Genomic DNA, 25,880 nt, shown 5'->3' with positions numbered 1-25,880 from the left:
CAGCAAGCCGCGCCCGCGGCTCCGCCGCCCGCCCCGGCCGCAGCTGCGGCTCCGCCGGCCCCGCCACCGCCTCCAGCCCCCGCTCCCGTGAAGGCCGCCGCAGCCGCGCCCGCCCCTGCAGCTGCGCCGACGCGCGATCTCAATTCACCGCTCGGCGTCTGGCTCACCGAGGAGAAGGAAGGCAAGGTCCGCATCGAGCAATGCGGCACCAACCTCTGCGGCTATTCGGTCGACAGCAAATCGAACCAGAACGGCGAGCAGGTGCTGATCAACATGAAGCCGGGCAAGGACCAGAAATGGTCGGGCCGCATCCTCGACCCCAACTCGGGCTCGACCTACGATTCGACGATCGCCATGAAGGGCACCGACCGGCTGCGTGTGCAGGGCTGCGCCTTCGGCGGCATGTTCTGCGGCGGCCAGACCTGGACGCGGGTGAACTAAATTTGGCGCCGTCGCGCTGACCAAAAATCAGGGCTGAGGGCCAAGGCTCTCTCCCCGTCATTGCGACTTATGGGGGCCCGCGATCCGGGCCCTTTGCTTTGTCCGCGGCGACGTGCGCTATCTCACAGAGCCTGCTGCTCGCGTGAGCCCCCTCACATCGCCGGTTCCTCGCCGATGTCACGATCCCCGCATCTTCAACCACAGGGGCGTGTCATGAACGTGTTTCGCAAGAGCCTTTTCGCCACCATTGTCGCCATCGCCTTCCCGCTCACGCAGGCAGGCGCCGCGACGAGCAGCTTCGACGGCGCATGGAATGTCCGCATTGCCTCTTCGAGCCAGGCTTGCGGCAACGGCGCGACCGTCGCGATCGGGATCAACAACGGTCAGATCGCCTCGAGCAGCGCTGCAGTGTCGGCGTCGGGCCGCGTCGCCGAGGCCGGCAAGGTCAACGTCACCTTGAGCACTGGCATCAAGCGTGCCGTCGGCTTCGGCCGGCTCAGCGGCGCGTCCGGCTCCGGCACCTGGCGCGGCGCGATGTGCAAGGGCACGTGGACCGCGGAACGGATGTAGGCGCCGTGTCCCCGACGCGGTGCAGCGTGTAACGCTGCGCCGCTGAGCCGGGGACCCAGCTCTGTCCGTTGGTCGGGAGGTTCTGGGCCCCGGCTCGGCGACGCATCGCCTCGAGGCGATGCGTCTTGTCCGGGGCACGAGAGCGTCAGCCCACCGCCGCGCCATACTCCGCGTCCGTGACCGGCTCCAGCCAGGTCGAATAGACGCCGTCGAGCGCTTCCTGCATGGCGATGTGGCACATGCCGTTGGTCGGTGACGCCCCGTGCCAGTGCACTTCACCCGGCGGAATCCAGACGGTGTCGCCGGGACGGATTTCCTGGACCGGACCGCCCTTGGTCTGAACGCGACCGACGCCCGAGATGACGTAGAGCGTCTGCCCGAGCGGATGATGGTGCCAGTTGGTGCGCGAGCCCGGCTCGAATGCGACGCGCGAGACGTTCAGCCGCGCGGGCGCCGGCGCCATGTTGATGGGGTCCTGCCACACGGTGCCGGTGAAGTGTTCCTTCGGCGCGCGGCGGGTCGGCCGCGTGCCAGCGAGCGTGATGTCCATGAGGGTCCTCGTTCCTTGTCCGTTACTTCTTGCTGGCGGCGTAGCGTGCCTTGGTTTCCGCGTTCATGGGATAGAGGCCAGGCAGCACCGCGCCGTTGTTCACCTCATTGACGATCCAGGCTTCCATCCGCTCCTGCTCGACGCCCTCATTGAGGACGTGGTCGAGCATCGCCTGCGGAATCAGCACGCAGCCGTCCTGGTCGGCGACCACGATGTCGTTCGGGAAGACGGCAACGCCGCCGCAGCCGATCGGCTCACCCCAGCCGACGAAGGTGAGGCCCGCAACCGACGGCGGCGCGGCATAGCCGTCGCACCACACCGGCAAATTGGTGCCGAGCACGCCCTCGACGTCACGCACGACGCCGTCGGTGACGAGCGCGGTGACGCCGCGCTTGACCATGCGTGCGCAAAGGATGTCGCCGAAGATTCCGGCATCGGTGATGCCCATGGCATCGACCACGGCGATGCAGCCCTCCGGCATCGCCTCGATCGCGGTGCGGGTCGAGATCGGCGACGACCAGGATTCCGGCGTCGCCAGATCCTCGCGCGCCGGCACGAAGCGCAGCGTGAAGGCCGGTCCCACCAGCCGCGGCAAACCAGGGCGCAGCGGACGCGCGCCGCGCATCCACACATTGCGCAGGCCCTTCTTCAGCAGGACCGTGGTGATGGTGGCGGTGGTGATGCCGGCGAGGGTCTTGCGGGCTTCGGGGGACAGCGACATGGACGAGAACGAGCTCCGGGGTGCGGGACAGAACGCGCGCATCTTGCGAGCCGGGCGGTTTCCGTCAAGGGCCAAGAGGCTAGCAATTACGCAGGGCCGCCGGGCTGTTATGCGACGCGATAACAAGGGTTTATCGCGGGCCCTTGGATTAATTTATTGGACTTGCGGGCACATTTACGCGAAGCAGGGACACGCGGAACTCAAGGTCGAGCCCGCATTCCGAGAAGCCCGATACCGACAGCGCTCTGACAGCTCAATGGCCGCGACGCTTCCCCCGCCCCGCCTTCTGCCCAGTGGCGACAGTGCCGTCACGGTCGAGTTCAGCCGTACCATCGACGACGAAGCCAACCAGCGCGTGCTGGCGCTCGACAAGGCGCTGCTGGCTGCGCCCATCGACGGCATCACCGAGACGGTGCCGACCTATCGCTCGCTGCTGGTCCATTACGATCCCGGCAAGATCGGCTTCGATGCGCTCGGCGAAAAGATCCTCCCCATCGCCACCCGTCCACTGCCGCCGGTCACCAAAGCGCGCCGCTGGCGCGTTCCCGTCGCCTATGGCGGCGAGCACGGCATCGACCTCGAGGACGTCGCCAAGACCCTGGGCACCACGCCGGATGACATCGTCAGCAGGCATTCGGGCGGCGACTACAAGGTCGCCATGATCGGCTTCACGCCGGGTTGGTCCTATCTCAGCGGCCTCGACAAATTCCTGCACATGTCGCGAAGGCAATCGCCACGGCTGCTGACGCCATCGGGCACGATCTCGATCGGCGGCATCCAGGCCGGCATCCAGTGCCTGGCCGCCCCGAGCGGCTGGCACCTGCTCGGCCGCACCCCGGTGCGAACCTATCAGCTCCACCGCAATCCGACATTCCTCACCGAGCCCGGCGACCGCGTCACGTTCTACGCCATCGACCACAACACATTCGAGGACATGGATCGCGCCGCGGAGGCCGGCGAGATCGTCGCCGAGCAGGTGGACGCATGAGCCGCCTCGTCGTTGCCAGCATCGGCCCTGCCAGCTCGGTCCAGGACGGCGGCCGCCACGGCGCCCAGCGCTACGGCTTGACGGTGAGCGGAGCGATGGACCGGCTGTCGCTTGCGGCGGCGAACACCTTGGTCGGCAACGAGCCCTTCGCGGCCGCCATCGAGATCGGCCCGTTCGGCGCCTCCTTCACCGCCCGCGACGGCGCCGTGCGTGTCGCGATATCAGGCGCGCCGCGCAACGCGGACCTCGCCGGCAGCCCGGTCGCGATGGACAGCTCGGTGACGCTGAAGGACGGCCAGACGCTGACGCTCGGCTTTGCCCGCGGCGGCGCCTTCACCTATCTCGCGATCGAAGGCGCCATCAAGGGTGAGGCGGTGTTCGGCAGTCTCGCCGTGAACGCGCGCGCCGGCCTCGGCAGCCCGTACCCGCGCCCACTCCAGGCCGGCGACGAGTTCACTGTCGATGCCGCCAGCGGTGCAGCGGAGCTGCGCATCGAACTCCCGAAGCCGGCGACAGGTCCGATCCGGGTGCTGCTGGGTCCGCAGGACGACGAGTTCGACGACGCCAACAAGGCGCTGTTTCTGGACAGCGAATGGAGGATCTCGGCGACCTCCGACCGCATGGGCTACCGGCTCGAGGGCCCCGCGATCAAGCATCTGCATGGCCACAACATCGTCTCCGACGGCACGGTCAACGGCAGCATCCAGGTGCCCGGTAACGGCGCGCCGATCGCGCTGATGATGGATCGCGGCACCTCCGGCGGTTATCCGAAGATCGCAACCGTGATCACGGCCGACCTCGGCCGCCTCGCCCAGACCTCGGCAGGCACCGCGTTCCGCTTCAAGGCGGTCAGCATGGCTGAAGCGCAGGACGAGGCGCGCAAGTTCGCGCAAGCGATCCGCAGCCTGCCCGATCGCCTGCGCTCCTCCGACATCGTCGCCCTCAACATCGAGGCGCTCAGCGATGCTAACGTGGCGGGCTATGCGGTCAGCGCGGTCGATGCCGGGACGTGGCAGGTCACGGCGGAGCCGCAAGCGACAACAAGACCAGAGGCGGAGAGCAACCCATGAAGACAGTCGATCTGAATTGCGACCTCGGCGAAGGTTTTGGCGCGTGGGAGATGGGCAACGACGCCGCCATGATCGAGCTCGCAAGCTCGGTCAACGTCGCCTGCGGCTTCCATGCCGGTGACCCCGACATCATGCGCCGGACGGTGGAGCTTGCGAAGGCGCGCGGCGTCTCGGTCGGCGCGCATCCCGGCTATCGCGACCTGCACGGCTTCGGCCGGCATCCGATCGCGGGGCTCAAGGCATCCGAGATCGAGAATCTCGTCGCCTATCAGATCGGCGCCTTGCAGGCGATCGCGACTGCGGCCGGACACAAGGTCACCCATGTGAAGGCGCACGGCGCGCTCTCCAACGTCGCCTGCGAGGACGACATGACGGCGAAAGCGATCGCCGCCGGCATCAAGGCGGTGGATCCCAGCCTGATCTTCGTCGTGCTCGCCAATTCGAAGCTGGTGAAGGCGGGCGAAGAGGCCAACCTGCCGATGGTGCATGAGGTGTTCGCCGACCGCGCCTATGAGGACGACGGCAACCTCGTCTCGCGCAAGAAGCCCGGCGCGGTGCTGCACGATGCCAACGCGATCGCCGAGCGCGTGGTGCGCATGGTGCAGGACGGCGCGGTGGTGTCGGTATCAGGCAAGGTCATCGAGATGCGCACGGACACGGTGTGCATCCATGGCGACACGCCCGGCGCGGTCGAGATCGCGCGGACGTTGCGTCAGGCGTTGAAGTCTGCGGGGATCGAGGTGGCGCCGTTCAAGCGCGGGTGACGCACATCAGGTGTCGTAGGGTGGGCAAGGCGCAACGCGCCGTGCCCACCATCTCGTCGTGACCGAGACAGGTGGTGGGCACGCTTCGCTTTGCCCACACTACGCAGACTACGAGACCTTCAAAACGGATGCACCGACAGCGTCCCGAACACGATCGCCGCGATCACCGCAAACGCGCTGTACATCGCAACGTGGTGCAGGCTCGCCCCGGTCCGGCGCGAGAGCGAGCGCGCGTAGAAGTGCAGCCTGGCTTCCGCCGATAGTTCGCGCATGGTCGATCTCCAACGCCCCATTTGCGGGAGTATGAAGGATCAACCCGGGCGGGAGGCAAGACGGTGGCGGAAATAGCGATGAGGGTCCTCTGGAGGGCCCACATCGCAGGAGCAAAATCCTCTTCACCGCCGGGTTCCGAGAATCTTATTCGTTAAAATCCGAGCCAGCTGGAACCGGCACGGATGATGGTGGGATGACGGCTAAGCCAAAGGGCGAGTCATCCAACGTCCCGCCGGCTTAGTAAACGTCAGCCTGGAAGCGGCCGGTCTTCTTGAGCTCGGCGACGAAGCTGACGGCCTCATCGGTCGAACGTGCCCCGAACTGGGCGACGATGTCGACCAGTGCGCGCTCGACGTCCTTGGCCATGCGCTTGGCATCGCCGCAGATGTAGAGATGCGCGCCCTCGGCGAGCCAGGTCCACAATTCGCGGCCGACCTCGCGCATGCGATCCTGCACGTAGAACTTCTTCTCGCCGTCGCGCGACCAGGCCAGCGACAGACGCGTCAGAAGTCCGGAGGTCTTCATGGCGTTGAGCTCGTCCTGATAGAAGAAATCGCAATCGCTGCGCTGATGGCCGAAGAACAGCCAGTTCTTGCCGGGCGCGCCGGTCGCCTTGCGGTCGAGCAGGAAGGCGCGGAACGGCGCGATGCCGGTGCCGGGACCGACCATGATGATCGGCGTCTTCGGATCCTGCGGCAGGCCGAAATTGTGCGCCTTCTGCACATAGACCTTGAGCTTATCGCCCTCCTTGATCCGCTCGCCGAGGAAGGTCGAGGCGACGCCGAGCCGCCTGCGCTTGCCGATGACGTAGCGCACGGAGTCCACCGTCAATGACAGCTTTCCCGGCGTCGCATTGTGCGAGGACGAGATCGAGTAGAGCCGCGGCTGCAGCGGCTCCAGCGCCTCGACGAAGGCTTCGGGATGCGGCCGCGTGCCGGAAAACTTCTGCAGCGCCGCCATCACGTCGAGGGTCGCGGCATCGCCGTCGGGATCCTCGCCCTGCGCCAGCGCCCGCGCCTTCTCCCGGGCCGCGCCGCCGGTGATGAAGGAGATCAGCTCGAACAGCGTGTCGGGCGCCGGCGACAGCGAGACGTCGTCGATCAGCACCTCGCGCAGCGTCTTGCCGTTGACCTTGGTCGTGTGGGAGGCGCCGAGCAGCGCGATGATCTGGTCGACGAGGCCGACGTCGTTGCGCGGGAAGACGCCGAAACTGTCACCAACGACATAGTCGAGCTTGCCCTCGGAGAGATCGAACTCGATGTGATAGGTCTCCTTCTCCGACTCGCCCTTGTTGAGAAGACGGCGCGACAGGAAGGTCGCCTGGATCGGATTGTCGCGCGAGCGGCCGGGCTCTGCGATCGTCACGGTCACGGCCGGCGCCGGAGCGTCGGCCTTGTCGGTGGTCTTGTCCGTGATCTTGACCGCGGGCGCCTTGTCGAGCTCCTCGTACAGCGACTTCAGCATCCGCGCGGTTTCCTTGCCGCCGGGGACGCAGAGATTGAGCCGCGCTTCGCTGCGGCTCGCGATCGCCTCCGAATAATCGTGGCAATTGTAGCCGCACTGACCGCAATCCTGCTGTGCCATCGCCGCCATCATCTTGCGGCGCAGGGGACGGCCTTCGGCAAGCTTCATCCGCTCGGCGATCGGCATGGTCTGGTCATGCCACGGCGCTTCGCCGTCGTCGCCGTCACCGGCCTGCATGACCGCGGCGCCCTGCTCTGCCGACAGCGGCGTCGCGACATCGGGCGAGAGCAGTCCGGCAAAGAAGCCGTTCAGCCATGAGCGCTGCGCGTCGGAGAACGGCGCGCTGGCGGGGATGATGTCGAGCTTGGGCGGAGGCGTGATCTGGTTCATGCGGACACCTGTGCATCGGCAAGCTTGCGCAGCGTTTCGCCGTCATGGCGGCGCGCGAAGGAGAGGAAGGTTTCATCGGGCGAGGCGCGATGGGCGAGATAGGCCTTGAGCAACGCTTCGACCGTCTTCGGCGCGTCCTCGGCCTTGAGATCGTGATAGACCTCCTGCCCGACATCCGCGTCGGGACCGAACCCGCCGCCGGTGAAGAGGTGATAGCCCTCGACCGTGTCCTCCTCGTTCACGGGTACGCGCGCGCCGATCAGGCCGATATCGCTGATATAATGCTGCGCGCAGGAATGATGACAGCCGGTCAGGTGGATATTCACGGGCTTGTCCATCGCGACGCGCGGCTCGCACCAGTCGCCGATCTCTTCGGCATTGCGCTTGGTGTTGGACGCCGCGAAACGGCAGCCGGCATTGCCGGTGCACGCGATCAGGCCGGCGCGGATGTGCGAGGCCTCGACCGCGAGGCCGATCTGCTTGATCGCGGCAATGGCGAGCTCGACATTCGCGTCGCGCACGCCCGAGATCAACAGGTTCTGCCAGACCGTGAGCCGGATCTCGCCGTCACCGAGATCCTGCGCAACCTTGGCGAGACCCCGCATCTGATCGGAGCTGAGCTTGCCGAGCGTCAGCGATACGCCGATCCAGTTGAGGCCGTCCTGCTTCTGCTTGTGCACGCCGATATGGGCCATGCGATCCGCCGCGGGCCGCGGCGCGAACGCCTCTTCCGGCACGCGCGTGAACGGCGTCTTCAACCGCTCCTCGACCAGCTTGAGGAAGCCGTCGTGCCCCATCGCGTCGAGCACGTATTTCAGCCGCGCCTTGTTGCGGTTGGTGCGGTCGCCATGTTCGATGAACACCCGCACGATGGCGTCGGCAATTGCGGTCGCCTGCTCCGGCTTGACGATGATTCCGGAATATTTCGCAAAATCCTTGTGGCCCGTGATGCCGCCGAGGCCGAGTCGGAACCAGACCCCCGGCTCGACGCCGAAACCGTCCTTTACCTCGTAGGCCGTGAAGGCGATGTCGTTGGTTTCTTCCAGCACCGCGATCCGGCCGGCGCCGTCGAAGGCGACGTTGAACTTGCGCGGCAGGCCGTAGAGCGAGCGGTCGTTGAGGATGTGGTAGTGCCACTCGCGCGCGTAAGGCCGGGTGTCGATGATCTCCTGGGGATCGATGCCGGCGGTCGGCGTCCCCGTTACGTTGCGGATGTTGTCGGCGCCGGAGCCGCGCGAGCACAGGCCGAGATCCTGGATGCCCTCGATCATTCTGATCGCATGCTTCGGCGGGATCTCGCGCAGCTGGAGATTCGCGCGCGTGGTGACGTGGCTGTAGGGTCCGCAGAGCTCGTCGGCGAGATCCGCCAAGCCCGACAGCTGCCAATGCTTCATGATGCCGTTCGGGATGCGCAGACGGCACATGTAGGAATCCTGCGTCGGCGCGACGTAGAAGATGCCGTAATAGCGCCAGCGGAAATTGTCCGCCGGGCTCGGCGGGGTGTTGTCGAGCGCCTGCTGGCGCAGCCGCGGATAGGCATCGAAGGGATGCTCGTCGCGCTTGAACTTCTCCTGGTCGGCGAGCTTCTTGCCCGACGCAATCACCTTGTCCTGCGCCTTGATGTGCACGGCGTCGGGACCGGTTGGCTCGGCATTCGCCTTGCCGCTGCCGCCGCCAAGGCCGCGGCCGACGCGACTGATCTGCAGGCCGGTCGTGAAGCCTTCGAGATAGCGTTTCTGCTCGTCGGTAAAGTCGACTGAGAGCGTATCGATTTTCATGGTCGGTAACGAAGCTCCTGCGGCCACCTCGGTGGCATCGACGGAAAATTGTGCGACCCGCGGGGAACTCAGCTGGCTCTGACGCCTGCTTCGCTACCCGACGGTCCACTCAGCTTCGTTGCTGTGGACTCGGCTCAGCAGGCACCAATGACAAGCTGGCCGCAGCGCAATATTCAAGTTGCGTGCCAGCTTGGTGAAAAAAGAAAATCGTGAATTTTCAGAGAGTTGAAACAAGGCCTCGAGCATCTCACCCGGGAACTCTCCCGAAATTCAAGCAGCGCGCTCAAACATTAGCCAACCAACTAACGTGCTCAAAACCAAAGCAATTTCGAATCAGGCCTTCCAGCGTCCGACCCCGAAGGCCCTCAGATGTCCGCCGATATCGGCGGGGTCGAAAGTTGGGCCGGTGAAGGCGCCGAACGCTGCGGGCGCCTCGGTGGGCGGCTGCCGGCTAACCGCCGCGTCGTAGAGATCGGGCCTGAATACCGCCATCGCAGTCTTGACCCCGTCAGGGGTGAGCGCCGTCTGGCCCCAGCGCACCATCTGCGCATAGAGCCAGGCGGCCTGGACCGGATCGGGCCGCCCTGCCCCTTCCCGTCCAACCAAAAGGTAGCGGCCGCTTTCGCGGAAGGTGCCATCAGGCGAGATCTTCAGGCGCCCGGTGAGGGTGCGCTGGATGACCTCGGCATCGACGCCGATCCGTTCCGGTTGCGCCAGGATCTGCGCCGCCTCGGTCCGGTTCTCGGGATGCTCGATGAACTCGGCAGCCTTCACCGCCGCCCGCACCAGGGCTGCGACCACATCCGGATTCTTGTCGGCCCAGGACTGCCGCACAGCGAGCACCTTCTCGGCCGCACGGATCAGGATGTCGGCGACGAAATGCAGGATGTGCCCGATGCCGAGATCGACCGCGACCGAGTTCCAGGGGGCCCCGACGCAGAACGCATCGACATGGCCGTTCTTGAGACTGTCGACCATATAGGGCGGTGGCAACACCACGAGGCGCACGTCCTCGTCGGGATCGACGCCCGCCGCCGCCATCCAGAACCGCAATTGATAATTGTGGGTGGAGAACGGGAAGGTCATGCCGAAGGTGAGCGGCTCGGCCCCTGCCTTGCGCCTGATGGCAACGACCTTCGCCAGCGCTTTCGCCGTCGCCATCGGGTCGAAGCGATCGCCGTCGATCTGCTCCATCAGCGCGGCATGGAGCGCCGGCGACACCGTGATGGCGTTGCCGTTGATGCCCAGGTTGAAGGGCGCCGCGATCGGCACCTTGACGTGACCGAGCCCGAGCGAGGACGCGATCGCAACAGGCGCCAACAGATGCGCCGCGTCGAACAGGCCGATATTGAGCTTGTCGCGGACGTTCGACCAGGAGACCTCGCGCACCAGCTCGACCTCGAGCCCCTCGGCGGCGGCAAAGCCCTTGTCGACCGCGACGATCAGCGCGGCGGCATCAACCAGCGGAATGAACCCGATGCGGAGGGGGACGGTCATTTCAGCATCTCCGACGCGGTGATGATCGACTGCGCGATCTCGCCGATTTTCTTCTTCTCGCGCATCGCGGTGGAACGCAGCAGCACATAGGCCTCGTCCTCGGTCAGGCCTTTCACCTTCATCAGGATGCCCTTGGCACGCTCGATGACCTTGCGGTCCTCGAGCTGCGACTTGGTCCGCTCCAGCTCCTCCTGGAGTTTTGCGAAGGCATTGAAGCGGGACACGCAGAGGTCGAGGATGGGCTTGATGCGCTCCTTCTTCAGCCCGTCGACGATATAGGCCGACACCCCCGCCTCGACCGACGCCTGGATCGAGGCTGAATCGCTCTGGTCGACGAACATGGCGACCGGTCGCTTGACCGCGCGGCTGACCTGGAACATCGCCTCCAGCACGTCGCGGCTGGGGTTTTCGAGATCGATCACGATGATGTCGGGGTCCGCCGCGTAGATCCGGGCCAGCAGACTCTGCATCTCGCTGATATGGACGACTTGGGTAAACCCGGCCTCACGCAGGCCCTCCTCCAGGATCGCGGCCCTGACCGGGCTTTCGTCGACGATCACGATTTTGGGCGACTGTTCGGCGCTCATGGCTCACTCACGGCAGGTGATTCATCCATAGCACGCCCGAACGCCATGCAAAGGGTTGTAATTATGGGCAATTGGAACTAGCCGAGGCCGGTCAATCAGGCAGATCAGATATGGATGAGACGGCTGCACCCAAGGTCAGCTTCGTGCTCTCACGGAATCTTCGCGCCAACGATCATCTTTTCGAGGAGTGGCACGGCCGCCAGCACTGCCGCCTCATTGCGGCCGGAGGCCGCTAGCCGCACGACGTAGGAATTGCCGTCCTTGTCGAGATCGGCGTAATGCGCGATCACTTCAATCGGCTGGTCCTTCAGGGATGGATTGTCGTAGCGGTTGATGATGACCTTGGGGCTCACCGAGGAAAGCGTGCTGATCTTGGCATTCTCGCCCGATGTCGCCGCCCAATCCCGATCGCTGGCGGCAATCCATTGAAGCAATTCGGTGCGATCGCTGTTGTAGCGGCCTTCGGCATAGATGATCACTTCGGCCTTGCCGAAACTCTTCCCCTTGGGCACCAACATCGAGACACCGTACTTGAGGCTCGCGGCCTCGTCCCTCGCCCACCCATCGGGTGCCTTCACGCGTGGCCTGAATTCCGGGCACAATCGTTCTTGCCGATCGCAGACATGGATGATCTTGTCGACTTCAGCTCGCGCCGGGAACATCTCACCATAGCAAACGGCAACGAAAGCCAAGCCAAAAATAAAACGGCGCATCGCGGTTTAACTCCCTCGGATCAAGGCCGAAACCTGCTGTTTCAGCACCGCACCGCATACGTTAGTTGTTGAATTTTTTCATAGGTTCAATTACTTGGGCTGCAAATCCTGACAATTCAGATGTAGACCCCAGGCGATTACATGGACAGAGCGCCGCGCATATCATTCACGTCACTCGGGTGTCCCAAGGCGTTGGTGGATTCCGAGCGCATCATCACGCGCCTGCGCGCGGAAGGGTACGAGCTCGCCCGCAAGCATGACGGGGCCGACATCGTCATCGTCAACACCTGCGGCTTCCTCGACAGCGCCAAGCAGGAATCGCTCTCGGCGATCGGCGACGCCATGGCCGAGAACGGCAAGGTGATCGTAACAGGCTGCATGGGCGCGGAACCGGAAGCGATCGAGCAGGCCTATCCGGGCGTGCTCTCCATCACCGGCCCGCAGCAATATGAGAGCGTGCTCGATGCCGTGCACCGCGCGCTGCCGCCCGCGCACAATCCGCATCTCGACCTGGTGCCGCCGCAGGGCATCAAGCTGACGCCGCGCCACTACGCCTATTTGAAGATCTCCGAGGGCTGCAACAACCGCTGTACCTTCTGTATTATCCCCAAGCTCCGCGGCGACCTGGTCTCGCGCCCGGCCAACGACGTGCTGCGCGAGGCCGAGCGCCTGGTCGGCGCCGGCGTCAAGGAGCTGCTGGTGATCTCGCAGGACACCTCGGCCTATGGCGTCGATCTCAAATATGCCGAGAGCCCGTGGCAGGACCGCCAGGTCCGCGCCAAATTCCTCGACCTCGCGCGCGAGCTCGGCGAGTTAGGCGCCTGGGTCCGGCTGCAATATGTCTACCCCTACCCGCATGTCGACGAGGTCATCGCGCTGATGACGCAAGGCAAGGTGCTGCCCTATCTCGACATCCCGTTCCAGCATGCGAGCCCCGAGGTGCTGAAGGCGATGAAGCGTCCGGCCGCGCAGGACAAGACGCTGGCGCGGATCAAGCGCTGGCGCGAGGAATGTCCCGACCTCGCCTTGCGCTCGACCTTCATCGTCGGCTTCCCCGGCGAGACCGATGCCGATTTCGCCTATCTGCTCGACTGGCTCGACGAGGCCGAGATCGACCGCGTCGGCTGCTTCAAATACGAGCCGGTCGCCGGCGCCACCTCGAACGCGATCGAGAACCCCGTGCCTGAAGAGGTCAAGCAGGAGCGCTACAACGCGCTGATGGCCCGGCAGCAGAAGATCTCGGCGCGCCGGCTGAAACGCAAGGTCGGCACGCGGCAGCAGGTCATCATCGACGAGGTCGGCCCGACCGTCGCCAAGGGGCGCTCCAAGGCCGATGCGCCCGAGATCGACGGTGCGGTGTACTTGACGAGCCGCCGCCCGCTCCGAGTCGGCGAGATCGTCACCGCCAAGATCGAGCGCGCCGACGCGTACGACCTTCATGGCAGCGTCGCGGGATTCTGAGGTCCTCAGCCCGCCTGACGGGTGGGCGCCGTCAGGCTTTGTCAGCCAACGCGGTCAGCTCTGCGCCGGTGATCCGGAAAAACAGTTTCGCCGGTAGCGCCTGCCCGCCGAGCATCCCGTAGAAGCGCTGAAGCCTCAGATCGTCAGCATCGGCCGTCCAATCGATGCGACCATGCCCGTCCTGCCGTGCGATGACGGCCAGGCGTGACATCAGCTTTTTGCCCAGGCCGCTTCCGCGCCAATTCTCGCGCACAAAGAGTTCCTTCAAAAAGAGACCCGGGGTCAGACCGGGCCCAGGATAGATGGCGCTAAAGCAGGCAAAGCCGGCGAGCTTGTCGTGCTCATAGGCCAGCAGGATACGTGATCCTGCAGGGCTTGAGTTCAACCCGGCGATGATCGCATCGCGCGGTGGACAAGGGGCGCGATAGTACGCCTGCATTTCAATCAAGGCGTCGGCCATCGCCTCGAGATCGGCATCTTCAATCTCTCGCAGTGTGGTCACGATTCATGGCTCATTCGCGCACCGACGCTCGTGGTCGGCCGCGCTTCAGCCGCCACAGCGCGGAAGTTTGACATAGACGGCCTTGGTCAGGAAGAGACGAACCATCTTCAGCTTAACGTCGCCCGATAAATGCCGTCCGCGCTGAAATGCAAATTCACCCCTGATGCCGCCGAGCTGCCCGAAGCAGCATCGCCAAGCGCGCGTCGGACGCAAGCGCGAAGGCGCGATCAGGCTTCCACAAGCCAGTTCGGCACCTTGCGCTCTGGTTCGTCATATCGCTTCTCCCGACGCCTTCCGTCCATCCTGCGCGGAAAACACCTCCTTGGCTGCGAACAGCCCGTTCACAGCGGCCGGGAAGCCCGCATACACCGCCATCTGCATGATGATCTCCACGATCTCGTCGCGGGACAGCCCGACATTCAGGCCCGCCTCGATATGCACTTTCAGCTGAGGCGCGGCATTTCCGATCGCCGTCAACGCGGCGATCGTCGCGATCTCTCGATCGCGCAGGCCGAGGTCCGGGCGGCTGTAAATGTCGCCGAAGGGAAATTCGATCACGTATCGTGCGAAATCCGGAGCGATGTCGGCGAGTGAGGCGACCACCTTTTCGCCGGCTGTGCCGTCAATGCGCGACAGGGCCCGCTGGCCGCGGTCGAAGCGGCTTTCGGCTTGTGGTTGGGCGTGCGTCATTTTCCTTCGTCCTTTGTTCATCGCTGGCATAGCCGGCGATCTTGGTATCAAGGACGAGCAGGCATTCGCTGAGTTCGGCAAGCTGTGCGCGGACCCGTTCCCGGTGGATTTCCAGCATCTGCCGTCGGGCTGCCCCGGTGGCTTCGCCTTCATCACGCAACGCCGCATAACGCAACATGTCCCGGATCGGCATTCCCGTGGTCTTGAGCCGACCGATGAATGTGATCCATGTGAGGATCGATGCGTCAAAGTCGCGCTGGCCGGAACGATCCCGGTCTGCGTATGGCAGCAGCCCGATGCGCTCGTAATAGCGCAGCGTGTGAGCCGACAAGCCGGTTCGCTTTGCGAGGTCGCCGATCTTCATGAGTGCCCGTTCTCGTACTGACGCACCTACAGATACCCCTTCGAGCGCACTCTAAGTCAAGGGGGATCGCAATCGGCATCGAAGATGCCGTTCCCGCGCGGTGAAGACAGCACGATAGCAGAAGTTTTCGGCGCACCGGCTGCAAGCAGCGCAGCGTTTCAGGCTTCAGGCTTCAGGCTTCCGCCAGCCATTTCGGCACCCAGCGCTCCGGGCGCGGAGCGCGGGCGAGATCGGCTTTTGCCTCGGCAAGCAAGGCCGGTTCGCCGTCGATGGTCGGGCGCCTATCGTATTCGAAGCTCGGCATGACGCGGCCGTCGGCGTAGAGGCCGAACCTCATCGCATACCACAACCCGAGCTCGGGCTGAGCCTTCCACATCTGTTCGCGCAGCTCTCGCAGCAGGGATTCGATCGATGCAGCTTCCTCGAACGGCTGCGGTCCGTGCTTGAGAATTCGCGCCTGGTATTGCTTGCCGACGATCGCGACCTCGAAACGCGTATCATCCCAGGCATTCTTGCCCTTGGGCAGATGGGCGGCCAGCCGCCAGCCGAGTTCGGCCATCATGCGGTGGTTAGCCCAATAGTCCTCGCGGTTCCGGCTCCATTTTTCCATGAAGCCGCGGAAGTCGGGCAGTTCCGGGGGCCCGTCGTCACACGACCCCTTGTCGCCAGCGGGCTGTCCGGCGAGCCATTGCGCAAGTTCGACGGTCTGAGGCTCGACATCGTCATGCGGCTTCAGATCGCTCCAGGCCCTGTCGAATTGCTGCGACGTCAGCCTCGTCAGCAGCGCATCGAGGCTCGGCGCCAGCAGCTCGTAATCGCCCTCGGAGCCCAGACCGACGATCGGCGGATTGTCGCGATCGAGACCCGCGCCATACCAGCCGCCGACGACCGAGCCGTCAGGCAGGCGCATGAACAGCGAGAACCTGTCGCGCAAGGGACTGCCGTCGACGATCGGCGCGGAGTCGGAGAATTGGCCCTCTAGCGAGAAGCAGCCGACGCTGCCCCAGGGACGCCCCTCGAGCCAGGCGGCAAAGTCGACCAGCAGCGGCGGCGCCTCGATGCCGGGCGGAAACGCGCCGCGAATGCTGTCGAGGTCGATCGGATAGGGCGTCTCGGACAAGGCTTTGAGCTATCTGGTTGGTCCCGCCTTCTTGGTCTGGGCGGTGATGCTTTCGGTTCGAACCAAGTCGCGTCCTTCGATCACAAACGCGCTAGAGGCGCAATGGTTTCGACGCGGCAAAACAATGAAACACGATGAAACGTCAGGGATTCTCCTCAAGCTGTTCGCAATTGGCCTGACGACGGCCCTGCTCGCACTGCCGGCCGCCGCCGACGCGCGATCGCCTTCGGCCGCGCAGGCCCGCCAATGGTGCTTTGCCGACGATGGTAGAGGCAGCGACGACCGGCGTTTCGCCGGCTGCTCGGCCCTGCTCAAAGCCAATCCCGACGACGTGCATGCGCTCGCCAATCGCGGGGAAATGTTTCGGCGGCGCGGCGAGGCCGAGCGCGCCGTCGCGGACTTCAGCCGCGCCATCGACCTCGGTGCCAGGGATCCCGACCTCCTGTACAATCGCGGCATCGCCTATGACGATCTCGGCGACGCCGACCGCGCCATTGCCGACTACACGCGCGCCATTCGGCTGAACCCCCGTGACCCGCGCTATTTCAACAACCGCGGTAATTCCTACATTCACAAGGGGGCGTACGAGGTCGCGATGACCGACTACGATCAGGCCATCAAGCTCGATCCGAAATTCGCGCTCGCTTACTTCAATCGCGGCACCGCCTACAGCAATCGCGGCGACCAGGCGCGCGCACTTGCGGACTTCGATCTGTCGATCAAGTTCGACCCGAACTACGGGCCGGCCTACGGCAACCGCGCCCGCATCCATCGCGACCGGGGCGACCGCCCCCGAGCGCTGGCCGATTTCGCCAGGTCGGTCGATCTCAGTCCGGACAACGATCGCGACTTCTATGCGCGCGCGAACATGTATTTCGATACGCACGATTATGCGCTGGCGCTCGACGATTACGACCGTTCCATCAGGGCGAATGCGAGCCGTGCGGACGTGTTCAACTCGCGCTGCTTCACCCGCGCGATCGTCGGCCGCCTGCAGGAGGCGCTGGCCGATTGCGAGCAGTCGCTCAAGATGGTTCCCAACGATGCCTACACGCTGGACAGCCGCGCCCTCGCCCATCTCAAGCTCGGTAACATCGAGGCGGCGATCGCCGATTACGATGCCGCGCTGAGCATCAAGCCGGGGCTCGACGGCTCGCTCTACGGCCGCGGACTGGCAAAGCGCAAGAAGGGTGACAGCGAAGGCGCCGAGCGCGACATCGCGGCCGCCAAGGCAATCAATGCCGGCATCGCCGACGTGTTCTCGCATTACGACGTCGAGTAATCGTCACGCGGGAATATGACACTATAATGCATTCACGCAGCGGTCACGGACTCGGCCTAACTCTGCTCGCGTTTTCAACGCGAGCGAGGAACGAGGATGAGCCGCCTCTCGGACATGCTGCGCACGCAGCGCTTCGACGATTACCGCTTCTACCACCAGAGCACGGTCAACCAGACGCTGCACCTGATCAGCGCCGTCATCTTCCTCGGCTGCTACGCCCTGCTGTTCAAGGCCCCCGCGCTCGCCGGCATCGTCGGCTGGCTCGCGATGCTGACACGGCAGACCGGGCATTTCTTCTTCGAGCCGAACGGCTATGACGCCGTCAACGACGTCAGTAACGACTACAAGGAATCGATCAAGGTCGGCTACAACCAGGCCCGCAAGATCGTGCTGCTGCTGGTCTGGGGCAGTGCGCCGCTCGCGCTGCTCGCTTTTCCGACGCTGTTCGGATTGTTCGATGCGCCGGCGTCCCGCCTCGATTTCGTCCGGCATGTCGGCGCGCTCTGGCTCGCCATCGGCATCGGCGGCGGACTTGTGCGCATGCTGCAGCTCTTCGTTACCCGCGACGTCACGACGGGCCTGGTCTGGGTGTTCAAGGTGCTGACCGACCCCTTCCACAACATCGCGCTGTACTGGAATTCTCCGCTCAAGCTACTGCGCGGCGAGCTGATGGACACCGCGATTGCGGAAGCGGATTGGGGCGGCGACGAGGCCGAGGAAGCCGCTCACCCGACCTGACCGACGCACGCTCGGCGTGCATCCTGAAAAGCCTGCTTGACAAGTCCTGCCGTTCGGCTGTAGGGACGCGCCCCATGATCAACGGCCGGACCAACCAGCGCACCGAAATGCTCCGCCGTCGCTCCCGCGACGACGAGAGGGTGCGCCATGTCCGAGGATGCCGCTGAACCACTGAATTCAGCCAGTTTTCGAGAAAGGCCGCACCCGCAAGGTGCGGCCTTTCTGCTTTTACGTCCCTTTTTCCACCCCGCCTCCAGAGGAGTACGACATGACCACGCATCCGTATGACGCGCTGATGGACATCACCGCACGGCCGAAAACCGTGTTCGTCCGCGGCGCCGGCTCCTACCTCTGGGACGACAGCCGCAAGCGCTATCTCGATTTCGTGCAGGGCTGGGCCGTGAACTGCCTCGGCCACTCTCCGCCCGCGATCGCCGACGCGCTCGCAGCTCAGGCCCAGCGGTTGCTGACGCCGAGCCCGGCCTTCTACAACGAGCCGAGCCTCAAGCTGGCGCAGGCGCTGATCGAGAACAGCGCGTTCGATCAGGTGTTCTTTGCCAATTCGGGCGCGGAAGCCAACGAGGGTGCGATCAAGCTCGCGCGCAAATATGGCAGCCTGCACAAAGGCGGCGCGTTCGAGATCATCAGCTTCGAGGGCGGCTTCCACGGCCGAACGCTGGCGACGATGTCGGCTTCGGGCAAGAAGGCGTTCGAGCCGCTGTTCGAGCCGAAGGTGGCCGGCTTCAAGAAGGCGAAGCTCAACGACATTGCCTCGGTGGAAAAGCTGATCAACGCCAACACCGTCGCCGTGATGCTCGAGCCGATCCAGGGTGAATCCGGCGTGTGGCCGGCGACCGATCAGTTCCTGCAGGAGCTGCGCGCGCTGACGGAGGCGCATGGCCTCTTGCTCATTTTCGACGAGATCCAGACCGGCATGGGCCGGACCGGAAAGCTCTTCCATTATGAGCATACGGGGATTGCGCCCGACATCATGACGCTCGGCAAGGGCATCGGCGGCGGCGTGCCGCTCGCGGCCTTGCTCGCGACCGAGCGCGCGTCATGTTTCGAGCACGGCGACCAGGGCGGCACGTTCAACGGCAATCCGATCATGTGCGCGGCGGGGCTGGCGGTGCTCGAGGAGGTCGGCAAGCCGGACTTCCTGAAGCAGGTCACCGAGACCGGCCTGCTGCTCGAAAGCGAGTTACAGAAGGTCTCGGCCAGGCATGGCCTCGGCGGCGTGCGGGGGCGCGGCCTTCTGCTCGCGCTGGACCTCAAGCTGCCGATCGCGCCCGGCATCGTCGCACAGGCGTTCGAGGCCGGTGTGCTTCTGAACGCGCCCCAGGCCGACACGCTGCGCTTCATGCCGGCGTTGAACGTCGCGAAGACAGAGATCGCCGAGATGATCGATTGTCTTGACGGGATCTTGACCAAAGCCGGCGCGGCAAGACGCGTCGCGTAATGCCGTAGGGTGGGCAAAGCGAAGCATGCCCACCATCAAAAAGTCGTTGCGAATTGGTGGGCACGGCGCGTTGCGCCTTTGCCCACCCTACGACAGCCAGTTCGAAGGTGACAGGGTTTCGTAGCTCAATGGAGAGAGCACCGCGTTGCGGACGGGGAGGTTCGAGGTTCGAGTCCTCGCGGGACCACCATCTACGGCTTCAGGATCGACGCGCCCGTGGTCTTGCGGCTTTCGAGGTCGACATGCGCTCTCGCAGCGTCCTTGAGCGCGTAGGCGTGGTTGATCGGGACGTGCAGCTTGCCGTTGATGACGGCGGCGAACAGCGTGTCGGCGCCCTCCAGCAGCTCCTTGCGCGTGCCGACATAGTCGTTGAGCTTCGGCCGCGTCGCGAACAGCGAGCCGTGATTGTTGAGCTCGGCGATCGCGAACGGCGGCACCGGGCCGGAGGCGTTGCCGAACGAGACGAACATGCCGCGCGGCTTCAGGCAGGCCAGCGAGCCCGGGAAGGTTGCCTTGCCGACGCCGTCATAGACGACGTCGCAGCCTTCGTTGCGGCTGATCTGCTTCACGCGCGCGACGAAATCCTCCTCGTTGTAGAGGATGACGTGGTCGCAACCGTTGGCCTCCGCAAGCTCGGCCTTCTCACGTGAGCCGACCGTGCCGATGACATGCGCGCCGAGCGCCCTCGCCCATTGGCAGGCGAGCAGGCCGATGCCGCCGGCGGCGGCATGGACCAGCACGCGATGATGCGGCTCGACCTTGAAGGTCTTGTGCAGGAGGTACCAGACCGTCAGCCCCTTCAACATCAGCACGGCGCCCTGCTCGTAGGTGATGTGATCGGGCAGCTTGACCAGCTTCTCCCAGGGGATGGTGCGCTCGCCGGTATAGGCGCCGAGATTGTGGTAGTAGGCGACGCGATCGCCGGGATGAAAATTCGTGACGCCTGGCCCGACCGCTGTGACCTCGCCCGAGGCCTCGTTGCCGGCGATGAAGGGCAGCCCCGGCGCCTTGTAGAGCCCGGTGCGATAATAGACGTCGATGAAGTTGAGGCCGACCGCATGCTGGCGGATGCGCACCTCGCCGGGCCCGGGCGCCGGCACGTCGACGCTCTCATAGACCAGGGCTTCGGGGCCTCCGACCTTGTGCACGCGGATGGCTTTCGTCATCACCTGACCTCCTCTTCATGCGGCTGAGCGAAAGCCATCGCGCCCGCCTTGTCAACTCGACGCCGACTGGAACGGCCCAACGCGACTATTTGGCGGCTTTCCGGCGGTTGCGCCTGGCCAGCACGTTGAAGAACTCCACCGCCGCCGAGAACGCTATCGCGAAATAGATGTAGCCACGCGGAATGTGGAAGTGGAATCCGTCCGCAACCAGCGCGACGCCGATCAGCACCAGGAAGGCCAGTGCCAGCATCTTGGTGGTCGGATGCTCCGCGACGAATCGCGCCACCGGCCCCGCCGAAACGTACATCACCGCGCAGGCGATCACGACCGCCGCGATCATGATCCTGATGTCCTCGGCCATGCCGATCGCGGTGATGATCGAGTCCAGCGAGAACACGATATCGATGATCACGATCTGGACGATCACCCAGAAGAAGGCGCTGCCTGTGGAGTCCTTCTCGCTCCCATCATGATCGGATTCGACCTCGCCGTGAATCTCATGCGTGGCCTTGGCGATCAGGAAGAGGCCGCCGCCGATCAGGATGAGGTCGCGCCAGGAAAAGGCATAGCCCTGAATCGAGAGCACCGGGGCGGTCAGGCCGATCAGCCAGACCAGGAGACTGAGCAGGATGAGGCGGAAGACCAGTGCCAGCGCAAGCCCGATCTGGCGGGCGCGGTGCGCCGGTTTCTCGGGAAGGCGCGAGACGAGCACCGAGATGAAGATGACGTTGTCGATGCCGAGCACGATTTCGAGCGCCGTCAAGGTGAGCAGCGCGGCCCACGCTTCCGGGCTGGCGAGAAGCGCCATCATGCGAACGATTTCCCCAGCCGGATCAAGGCGTCGCTGAAACTGATCCAAAGCGCGATGGCGCAAAGCACGACGGTCACCCCGGCGCCGACGCGAAAATCCATCTGCAGCGTGTAGAAGGCGAGCACCGCCCAGATCGCGATCAGCGACATCGTCAGCCAGCGCAGCCGCACGACCCTGACGGGGTGAAGCACATGGAACGGCACGAAGGTCAGCACAACCAGCGCGGCGACCAGCAGCGTCGACCACAGCGGCGGCCAATGCAGCAGGAACAGATAGAACGCGGCCGCGTTCCACAGCGCCGGGAAGCCGCGGAAATGATTATCGTCGGCCTTCATGCGCTGGTCGGCGAAGTACAATGCGCTGGTGACGATGATGGCGATGCCCAGCAAGGGAGCCGCGACCGGCAGCAGCATGCCGCTCGCGACGATCGCATAGGCCGGCACGAAGACATAGGTGACGAAGTCGACCACGAGATCGAGCACGTCGCCCGACCAGTTCGGCTGCACGTTCTTGACGTCGAGCCGGCGCGCGATCGGCCCATCGATCGCGTCGATGATCAGGGCGACGCCCAGCCATTGGAACATCGCCGCCCAGTGCTCGCGCACCGCCTCCAGCATCGCCAGGAGCGCGATCGCCGCGCCGAACGCGGTGAAGATGTGCACCGAGAAGGCCGCGGCGCGGACCGCCGGTCTCGGCTTCAGGGAATCCTGCTGAATATCCATGGCTTCTGCTATCAGAATGCGACCGGTTTGCACATCCGCCATTGCGGCGCACGATCGCACAATTCGCCATGAAATCAGGGAAATATAGGTGGGCTTGAATTTGCCGCCCGGCGTGTCAAATGTCGTTCCATGACAGACGCATCGACACTCCATGACGCGGCGGTGATCGGCGGCGGACCGGCCGGCCTTGCCGCGGCGATCGCCCTGGCGCAGGCCGGTGCCCGGACCGCATTGGTGGCGCGCCGCGTTCCCTATGCCGACAATCGCACCACCGCATTGCTCGGCACCTCCATCGATCTATTGGAAAGCCTCGAGGTCTGGTCGCGCTGCAGGGACCAGGCGGCCGCGCTGGAAGTCATGCGCCTCGTCGACGACACCGGCCGGCTGTTTCGCAGCCCCGAGGTGCGCTTCTCCTGTCACGAAATCGGCCTCGACGCGTTCGGCTACAACATCGACAATCGCTCGCTGATGCTTGCACTGGAAGCGCGCGCGTCCGAGCTGCCCGGTCTCGCCCGTTTCGACGACGAGGCCGAAAGCGTCGTCATCGAAGCCGACGACGTCGCGCTGCGCACGGCGTCCGGACAGTTTCTCTCGGCCCGCCTCGTGGTCGGCGCCGACGGCCGGCACTCGCTGTGCCGCGAGGCGGCCGGCATCGCCGTGACGCGGCGCGAGCTGAACCAGACAGCGCTGACCTTCAACGTCGGCCATAGCCGACCGCATCGCAGCGTCTCGACCGAGTTCCACACGCCGCACGGGCCTTGTGTGTTCGTGCCCCTGCCCGGCGACCGCTCCAGCATCGTCTGGGTCGCGGCACCCGCGGAGGCCGAACGGCTGCGCGGCTTGAGCGACGAGGCGCTTTCGGCCGCGATCGAGAAGCAGTCGCATTCGATCCTGGGACGCATGGCGGTCGAGCCCGGACGCAACCTGTTCCCGCTCGCGATCGAACGTCCAAAATCCTTCGGCCGCGACCGCATCGCGCTGGTCGGCGAAGCCGCCCATGTGGTTCCGCCGATCGGTGCCCAGGGCCTCAATCTCGGCCTGCGCGATGCCGCCGACATTGCGCGGCTCGCGAACGACGCCATTGCAGCGGGTCAGGATCCCGGGGCGAGCGAAGTGCTCACGCGCTACGACCGCGCCCGCCGGCCGGACATCCTGAGTCGCACCTTTGCGATCGACATCGCCAACCGCTCTTTGCTCAACGACTTCCTGCCGCTGCAGCCGGTCCGCGCCGTCGGCATGCACCTCCTCGGCGCCATCGGCCCGCTCCGCCGCTTTGCGATGCGCGAAGGCCTGACGCCGACCTGGCGACGGTAAGCCTCCTTACGGAAACGCCAGCCGTCCCGTCTGGATCGCCCACATCACGCTGGTCAGCGTGACCACCGACGCGAAGGTGCCGAGCAGCACCGCGACGGAGGCGGATTCGATCCAGGCATCGTTCTGCCGGGCGATCACGAACACGTTGAGCGCCGGCGGCAGCGCGGCCATCAACACGGCGGTGGCGGCCCAGGGCTGCGCGAACGGGCCGAACGCCAGCATCAGGGCGAACGCCGCGAGCGGATGGATCAGCAGCTTGACCGCGATCACCCCCGGCACCTCCCACGGCACCCGATCGAACGGACGGAGCGCCACGGTCACGCCGAGCACGAACAGCGCGGTCGGCGCCGCCGCGTTTTGCAGGAAGGTGATGGTGCGGTCGAGCGCGACCGGCAGCTCGATATGCAATGCGGCCACCGCCGCGCCGAAGCAGGCCGACATGATCAGCGGATTGAGCACGATCTGCTTCAGCACGACGCCGAAAGCATGGACGAGCGAGGGATGGTCGCGGTCGGAAAGCTCGATCAAGAGCGGCACGATCGTGAACAAGAAGATGCTGTCGCAGCAAAAGATCAGCGCGGTCGGCGCAGCCGCCTTCGGCCCCAGCACCGCGAGCGCGAGGCCCGGGCCCATATAGCCGATATTGCCGTAGCCGCCAGAGAGGCCCGCGAGCGTCGCTTCGCGCAGCGTCAGCCGTCCGAGCAGCTTGCCGACCACCAGCGCCAGCGTGAATGCCGCGACCGTCGAGAGCGTCGTCGCCACCAGGAACGGCGGGTTATTCAATTCCGAAAACGGCGTCTTCGACATGATCGCAAACAGCAGCGCCGGCAGCGACACGTAGAGCAGGAAGAAGTTCATCCAGGCGAGCCCCGATTCCGGGATGGACTTGACCTTGCCGCAGGCGAAACCGACGAAGATCAAGCCGAAATAAGGCAGCGCCAGATTGAGGATATCGGCCATTGCTGAAGTTTTTTCTGAGGGCTTGAGGGCTATCCGCCCCGGAAACGAAGGTTAATTCCAGCCATGGGCACTAGCATCGGCCACAATCCTGGTCTATCGACGGGGAATGATTAAAGCGCGGACCGCCAAATTCCAGATCGGACAGGTCGTTCGCCACCGGATCTTCTCGTTCCGGGGGGTGATCTTCGACATCGATCCGGAATTCAACAACACCGAGGAATGGTGGTTGTCGATCCCTGAGGAGGTGCGGCCCCACAAGGACCAGCCGTTCTATCACCTGCTCGCGGAGAACGCGGAGTCCGAATACGTCGCCTACGTCTCCGAGCAGAACCTGTTGCCCGACGATTCCGGCGAGCCGGTCCGGCATTCCCAGGTCGCCGAGATCTTCATCAAGGACAAGGCCGGCGGCTACCGCCCGCGCAATCCTTCCCTGAACTAGAAGCTTCAGAGACCCGACCAGCGCCTCGGCTCCACCTCTCCCCGACGGGAGAGGTGAACGGAGCCCTACAATCGGCACCGCGTCCGTCGAGAATTGCATACGAGCGGCCTGCAAAAAAGGCGCTCGAACCGAGCGCCTTTTTCACGTCCGGGATTTGGCCCCCGATTACTTCTGACCAGCTGGAGCCGCGCCGGGCGACGTGCCCTGCTGCTCGAGCTTCTTGCGTTGCTCCTCGGCCTTCTTCTGCAGCTCTTCCTGCAGCTTCTTCTGGGTTTCCTCGAACACCTTCGGATCGGTCGGCGGACCGTCATAGGCCTTCTGGAATTCGCCGGCGAGCGGCAGCGGCAGGGTCAGCGGCGCGCCGTTGGCGTTGATCGCCTGGACAACGAGGTTCTGGCCCTTCTTCATGTTGTTGATGAGCTCGGGCGTGGCCTCGTAGTCGGACATGCAGCCGTTCTGGAAGCAGATCACGTAGGGCTGCTGCAGCGGCGCGTTGCTGTCGACGATGATGCGGGTGCCGTGCACGAGCTGCATGCCCAGCGGCAGCGTCACGCGCAGGATCTTCTTCGGCTCGCCTTCCGGCTCGATGATCACGGCCGCAATGACCGGCTGGCCCGACTCGATGCGGCCGTCCTTGCCGGTGAAGCAGACCTGCTTGGCGTTGGCGTCCTGGCCCTTGAGGCAGAACTTGGTCCAGGGCGCATAGATCAGCTGGATCTGCTGATCGGCGGGCTGGGCTGCGCCCTGCTGCGGGGCGCCTTGTGCCGGAGCCTGCGGGGATGCTGCGGGCGCCGGAGCCTTCGGCGCCGGAGCCTTGGGAGCCGCCTTCGGGGCCGGGGCCGGAGAGGCCTTGGGCGCGGCGGGAGCGCCGGGGGCCGGCGCGGGGGTCTGGGCCTCGGCGGCAAACGGAACGGCCAACGCCGTCGCCGTCAACAGGGCGAGAAGTCGCCCGCGCGGCCGGACGGACGCGGCCAAGTAACGGAAATTCATTGCGGAAAACCCTTTCTGAACGGGAAGTGCCCGAACCGCTCCGAAGCGCCGAACCT

The 25,880-nt window shown here is 65.0% G+C and carries 28 protein-coding genes and 1 tRNA gene; 12 read left to right on the top strand and 17 right to left on the bottom strand.

Features of this window, described 5'->3' with window-relative positions:
* The coding region (locus tag AC24YW_RS21750; RefSeq protein WP_487484621.1) for a DUF2147 domain-containing protein at positions 1–441 on the top strand (441 nt) is incomplete at its 5' end.
* A gap of 213 nt (positions 442–654) precedes the next feature.
* On the top strand, positions 655–1,011 hold the full coding sequence (locus AC24YW_RS21745; protein WP_487484620.1) for a hypothetical protein: 357 nt from the start codon (positions 655–657) through the stop codon (positions 1,009–1,011).
* Positions 1,012–1,156: 145 nt separating this feature from the next.
* Here the strand turns inward: AC24YW_RS21745 and AC24YW_RS21740 are convergent, their stop codons facing one another.
* Together AC24YW_RS21740 and AC24YW_RS21735 are read right to left on the bottom strand one after the other, a co-directional pair.
* A complete protein-coding gene (locus AC24YW_RS21740; protein ID WP_487484619.1) occupies positions 1,157–1,561 on the bottom strand; it encodes a (R)-mandelonitrile lyase in 405 nt (134 codons plus the stop codon).
* A gap of 22 nt (positions 1,562–1,583) precedes the next feature.
* Positions 1,584–2,282 carry a ribonuclease activity regulator RraA gene (locus tag AC24YW_RS21735; protein WP_036012452.1) on the bottom strand — a complete coding sequence of 233 codons (699 nt, stop codon included), beginning with the start codon at positions 2,280–2,282 and terminating at the stop codon, positions 1,584–1,586.
* 256 nt (positions 2,283–2,538) lie between these two features.
* On the opposite strand from AC24YW_RS21735, the gene pxpB reads away from it, so the two are divergent.
* The 3 genes from pxpB to AC24YW_RS21720 are packed head-to-tail and all read left to right on the top strand — an operon-like array spanning position 2,539 to position 5,104.
* Positions 2,539–3,270 (top strand): 5-oxoprolinase subunit PxpB, encoded by a 732-nt coding sequence (pxpB, locus tag AC24YW_RS21730; RefSeq protein WP_487484618.1) that lies wholly within the window; start codon positions 2,539–2,541, stop codon positions 3,268–3,270.
* Positions 3,267–4,340 carry a 5-oxoprolinase subunit C family protein gene (locus tag AC24YW_RS21725; protein ID WP_487484617.1) on the top strand — a complete coding sequence of 358 codons (1,074 nt, stop codon included), beginning with the start codon at positions 3,267–3,269 and terminating at the stop codon, positions 4,338–4,340. Before pxpB ends, AC24YW_RS21725 begins: the two co-directional genes overlap by 4 nt.
* Positions 4,337–5,104, top strand: coding sequence for a LamB/YcsF family protein (locus AC24YW_RS21720; RefSeq protein WP_487484616.1), 768 nt, complete (start codon positions 4,337–4,339; stop codon positions 5,102–5,104). Before AC24YW_RS21725 ends, AC24YW_RS21720 begins: the two co-directional genes overlap by 4 nt.
* A gap of 119 nt (positions 5,105–5,223) precedes the next feature.
* On the opposite strand, the gene AC24YW_RS21715 is transcribed toward AC24YW_RS21720, so the two are convergent.
* From AC24YW_RS21715 to AC24YW_RS21690, 6 genes are all read right to left on the bottom strand, one after another.
* Positions 5,224–5,376 (bottom strand): hypothetical protein, encoded by a 153-nt coding sequence (locus tag AC24YW_RS21715; protein ID WP_275520394.1) that lies wholly within the window; start codon positions 5,374–5,376, stop codon positions 5,224–5,226.
* Positions 5,377–5,614: 238 nt separating this feature from the next.
* Positions 5,615–7,231 (bottom strand): sulfite reductase subunit alpha, encoded by a 1,617-nt coding sequence (locus AC24YW_RS21710; protein ID WP_487484615.1) that lies wholly within the window; start codon positions 7,229–7,231, stop codon positions 5,615–5,617.
* Entirely contained in the window at positions 7,228–9,009 is a 1,782-nt protein-coding gene (locus tag AC24YW_RS21705) for a NirA family protein (RefSeq protein WP_487484614.1), read from the bottom strand. Before AC24YW_RS21705 ends, AC24YW_RS21710 begins: the two co-directional genes overlap by 4 nt.
* Before the next feature lie 333 nt (positions 9,010–9,342).
* On the bottom strand, positions 9,343–10,506 hold the full coding sequence (locus AC24YW_RS21700; protein ID WP_487484613.1) for a CmpA/NrtA family ABC transporter substrate-binding protein: 1,164 nt from the start codon (positions 10,504–10,506) through the stop codon (positions 9,343–9,345).
* On the bottom strand, positions 10,503–11,093 hold the full coding sequence (locus AC24YW_RS21695; RefSeq protein ID WP_487484612.1) for an ANTAR domain-containing response regulator: 591 nt from the start codon (positions 11,091–11,093) through the stop codon (positions 10,503–10,505). The genes AC24YW_RS21700 and AC24YW_RS21695 overlap by 4 nt, the downstream gene beginning before the upstream one ends.
* A 149-nt stretch (positions 11,094–11,242) precedes the next feature.
* Positions 11,243–11,806 carry a hypothetical protein gene (locus tag AC24YW_RS21690; RefSeq protein ID WP_487484611.1) on the bottom strand — a complete coding sequence of 188 codons (564 nt, stop codon included), beginning with the start codon at positions 11,804–11,806 and terminating at the stop codon, positions 11,243–11,245.
* Between the two features lie 141 nt (positions 11,807–11,947).
* On the opposite strand from AC24YW_RS21690, the gene rimO reads away from it, so the two are divergent.
* A complete protein-coding gene (gene rimO, locus AC24YW_RS21685; protein ID WP_487484610.1) occupies positions 11,948–13,267 on the top strand; it encodes a 30S ribosomal protein S12 methylthiotransferase RimO in 1,320 nt (439 codons plus the stop codon).
* 31 nt (positions 13,268–13,298) lie between these two features.
* Here the strand turns inward: rimO and AC24YW_RS21680 are convergent, their stop codons facing one another.
* The 4 genes from AC24YW_RS21680 to AC24YW_RS21665 all read right to left on the bottom strand — a co-directional run bounded on the left by AC24YW_RS21680 (position 13,299) and on the right by AC24YW_RS21665 (position 15,943).
* Complete coding sequence (locus tag AC24YW_RS21680) at positions 13,299–13,769, bottom strand: N-acetyltransferase family protein (RefSeq protein ID WP_487484609.1); 471 nt, start codon at positions 13,767–13,769, stop codon at positions 13,299–13,301.
* Between the two features lie 270 nt (positions 13,770–14,039).
* Positions 14,040–14,459: a carboxymuconolactone decarboxylase family protein gene (locus tag AC24YW_RS21675; protein WP_487484608.1), complete on the bottom strand. Its 420-nt coding sequence runs from the start codon at positions 14,457–14,459 to the stop codon at positions 14,040–14,042.
* Positions 14,392–14,823 carry a MerR family transcriptional regulator gene (locus AC24YW_RS21670; protein ID WP_487484607.1) on the bottom strand — a complete coding sequence of 144 codons (432 nt, stop codon included), beginning with the start codon at positions 14,821–14,823 and terminating at the stop codon, positions 14,392–14,394. Before AC24YW_RS21670 ends, AC24YW_RS21675 begins: the two co-directional genes overlap by 68 nt.
* Before the next feature lie 172 nt (positions 14,824–14,995).
* Entirely contained in the window at positions 14,996–15,943 is a 948-nt protein-coding gene (locus AC24YW_RS21665; RefSeq protein WP_487484606.1) for a hypothetical protein, read from the bottom strand.
* Between the two features lie 124 nt (positions 15,944–16,067).
* On the opposite strand from AC24YW_RS21665, the gene AC24YW_RS21660 reads away from it, so the two are divergent.
* The 4 genes from AC24YW_RS21660 to AC24YW_RS21645 all read left to right on the top strand — a co-directional run bounded on the left by AC24YW_RS21660 (position 16,068) and on the right by AC24YW_RS21645 (position 19,612).
* Positions 16,068–17,225 carry a tetratricopeptide repeat protein gene (locus AC24YW_RS21660; RefSeq protein WP_487484605.1) on the top strand — a complete coding sequence of 386 codons (1,158 nt, stop codon included), beginning with the start codon at positions 16,068–16,070 and terminating at the stop codon, positions 17,223–17,225.
* Positions 17,226–17,321: 96 nt separating this feature from the next.
* Positions 17,322–17,963 carry a hypothetical protein gene (locus tag AC24YW_RS21655; protein ID WP_487484604.1) on the top strand — a complete coding sequence of 214 codons (642 nt, stop codon included), beginning with the start codon at positions 17,322–17,324 and terminating at the stop codon, positions 17,961–17,963.
* A gap of 268 nt (positions 17,964–18,231) precedes the next feature.
* Complete coding sequence (locus AC24YW_RS21650; protein WP_487484603.1) at positions 18,232–19,422, top strand: acetylornithine transaminase; 1,191 nt, start codon at positions 18,232–18,234, stop codon at positions 19,420–19,422.
* A 114-nt stretch (positions 19,423–19,536) separates the two neighbouring features.
* A tRNA-Arg gene (locus AC24YW_RS21645) sits at positions 19,537–19,612 on the top strand.
* A 1-nt stretch (position 19,613) separates the two neighbouring features.
* On the opposite strand, the gene AC24YW_RS21640 is transcribed toward AC24YW_RS21645, so the two are convergent.
* The 3 genes from AC24YW_RS21640 to pcsA all read right to left on the bottom strand — a co-directional run bounded on the left by AC24YW_RS21640 (position 19,614) and on the right by pcsA (position 22,163).
* On the bottom strand, positions 19,614–20,588 hold the full coding sequence (locus AC24YW_RS21640; protein ID WP_487484602.1) for a quinone oxidoreductase family protein: 975 nt from the start codon (positions 20,586–20,588) through the stop codon (positions 19,614–19,616).
* 85 nt (positions 20,589–20,673) lie between these two features.
* Complete coding sequence (locus AC24YW_RS21635; RefSeq protein ID WP_487484601.1) at positions 20,674–21,399, bottom strand: TerC family protein; 726 nt, start codon at positions 21,397–21,399, stop codon at positions 20,674–20,676.
* A complete protein-coding gene (gene pcsA / locus AC24YW_RS21630) occupies positions 21,396–22,163 on the bottom strand; it encodes a phosphatidylcholine synthase (protein ID WP_487484600.1) in 768 nt (255 codons plus the stop codon). Before pcsA ends, AC24YW_RS21635 begins: the two co-directional genes overlap by 4 nt.
* An 87-nt stretch (positions 22,164–22,250) precedes the next feature.
* On the opposite strand from pcsA, the gene AC24YW_RS21625 reads away from it, so the two are divergent.
* Positions 22,251–23,435: a UbiH/UbiF family hydroxylase gene (locus AC24YW_RS21625; RefSeq protein WP_487484599.1), complete on the top strand. Its 1,185-nt coding sequence runs from the start codon at positions 22,251–22,253 to the stop codon at positions 23,433–23,435.
* 6 nt (positions 23,436–23,441) lie between these two features.
* On the opposite strand, the gene AC24YW_RS21620 is transcribed toward AC24YW_RS21625, so the two are convergent.
* Entirely contained in the window at positions 23,442–24,395 is a 954-nt protein-coding gene (locus AC24YW_RS21620) for an AEC family transporter (RefSeq protein WP_487484598.1), read from the bottom strand.
* Positions 24,396–24,501: 106 nt separating this feature from the next.
* Between AC24YW_RS21620 and hspQ the strand changes: the two genes are divergently transcribed.
* On the top strand, positions 24,502–24,834 hold the full coding sequence (gene hspQ / locus AC24YW_RS21615) for a heat shock protein HspQ (RefSeq protein ID WP_008564941.1): 333 nt from the start codon (positions 24,502–24,504) through the stop codon (positions 24,832–24,834).
* Between the two features lie 165 nt (positions 24,835–24,999).
* Here the strand turns inward: hspQ and AC24YW_RS21610 are convergent, their stop codons facing one another.
* Entirely contained in the window at positions 25,000–25,824 is an 825-nt protein-coding gene (locus AC24YW_RS21610; protein ID WP_487484597.1) for an invasion associated locus B family protein, read from the bottom strand.
* Between the last annotated feature and the right edge of the window lie 56 nt (positions 25,825–25,880).

This window comes from Bradyrhizobium sp. USDA3516, from assembly GCF_057651995.1.
This window is presented reverse-complemented; position numbering and strand designations above follow the sequence as displayed.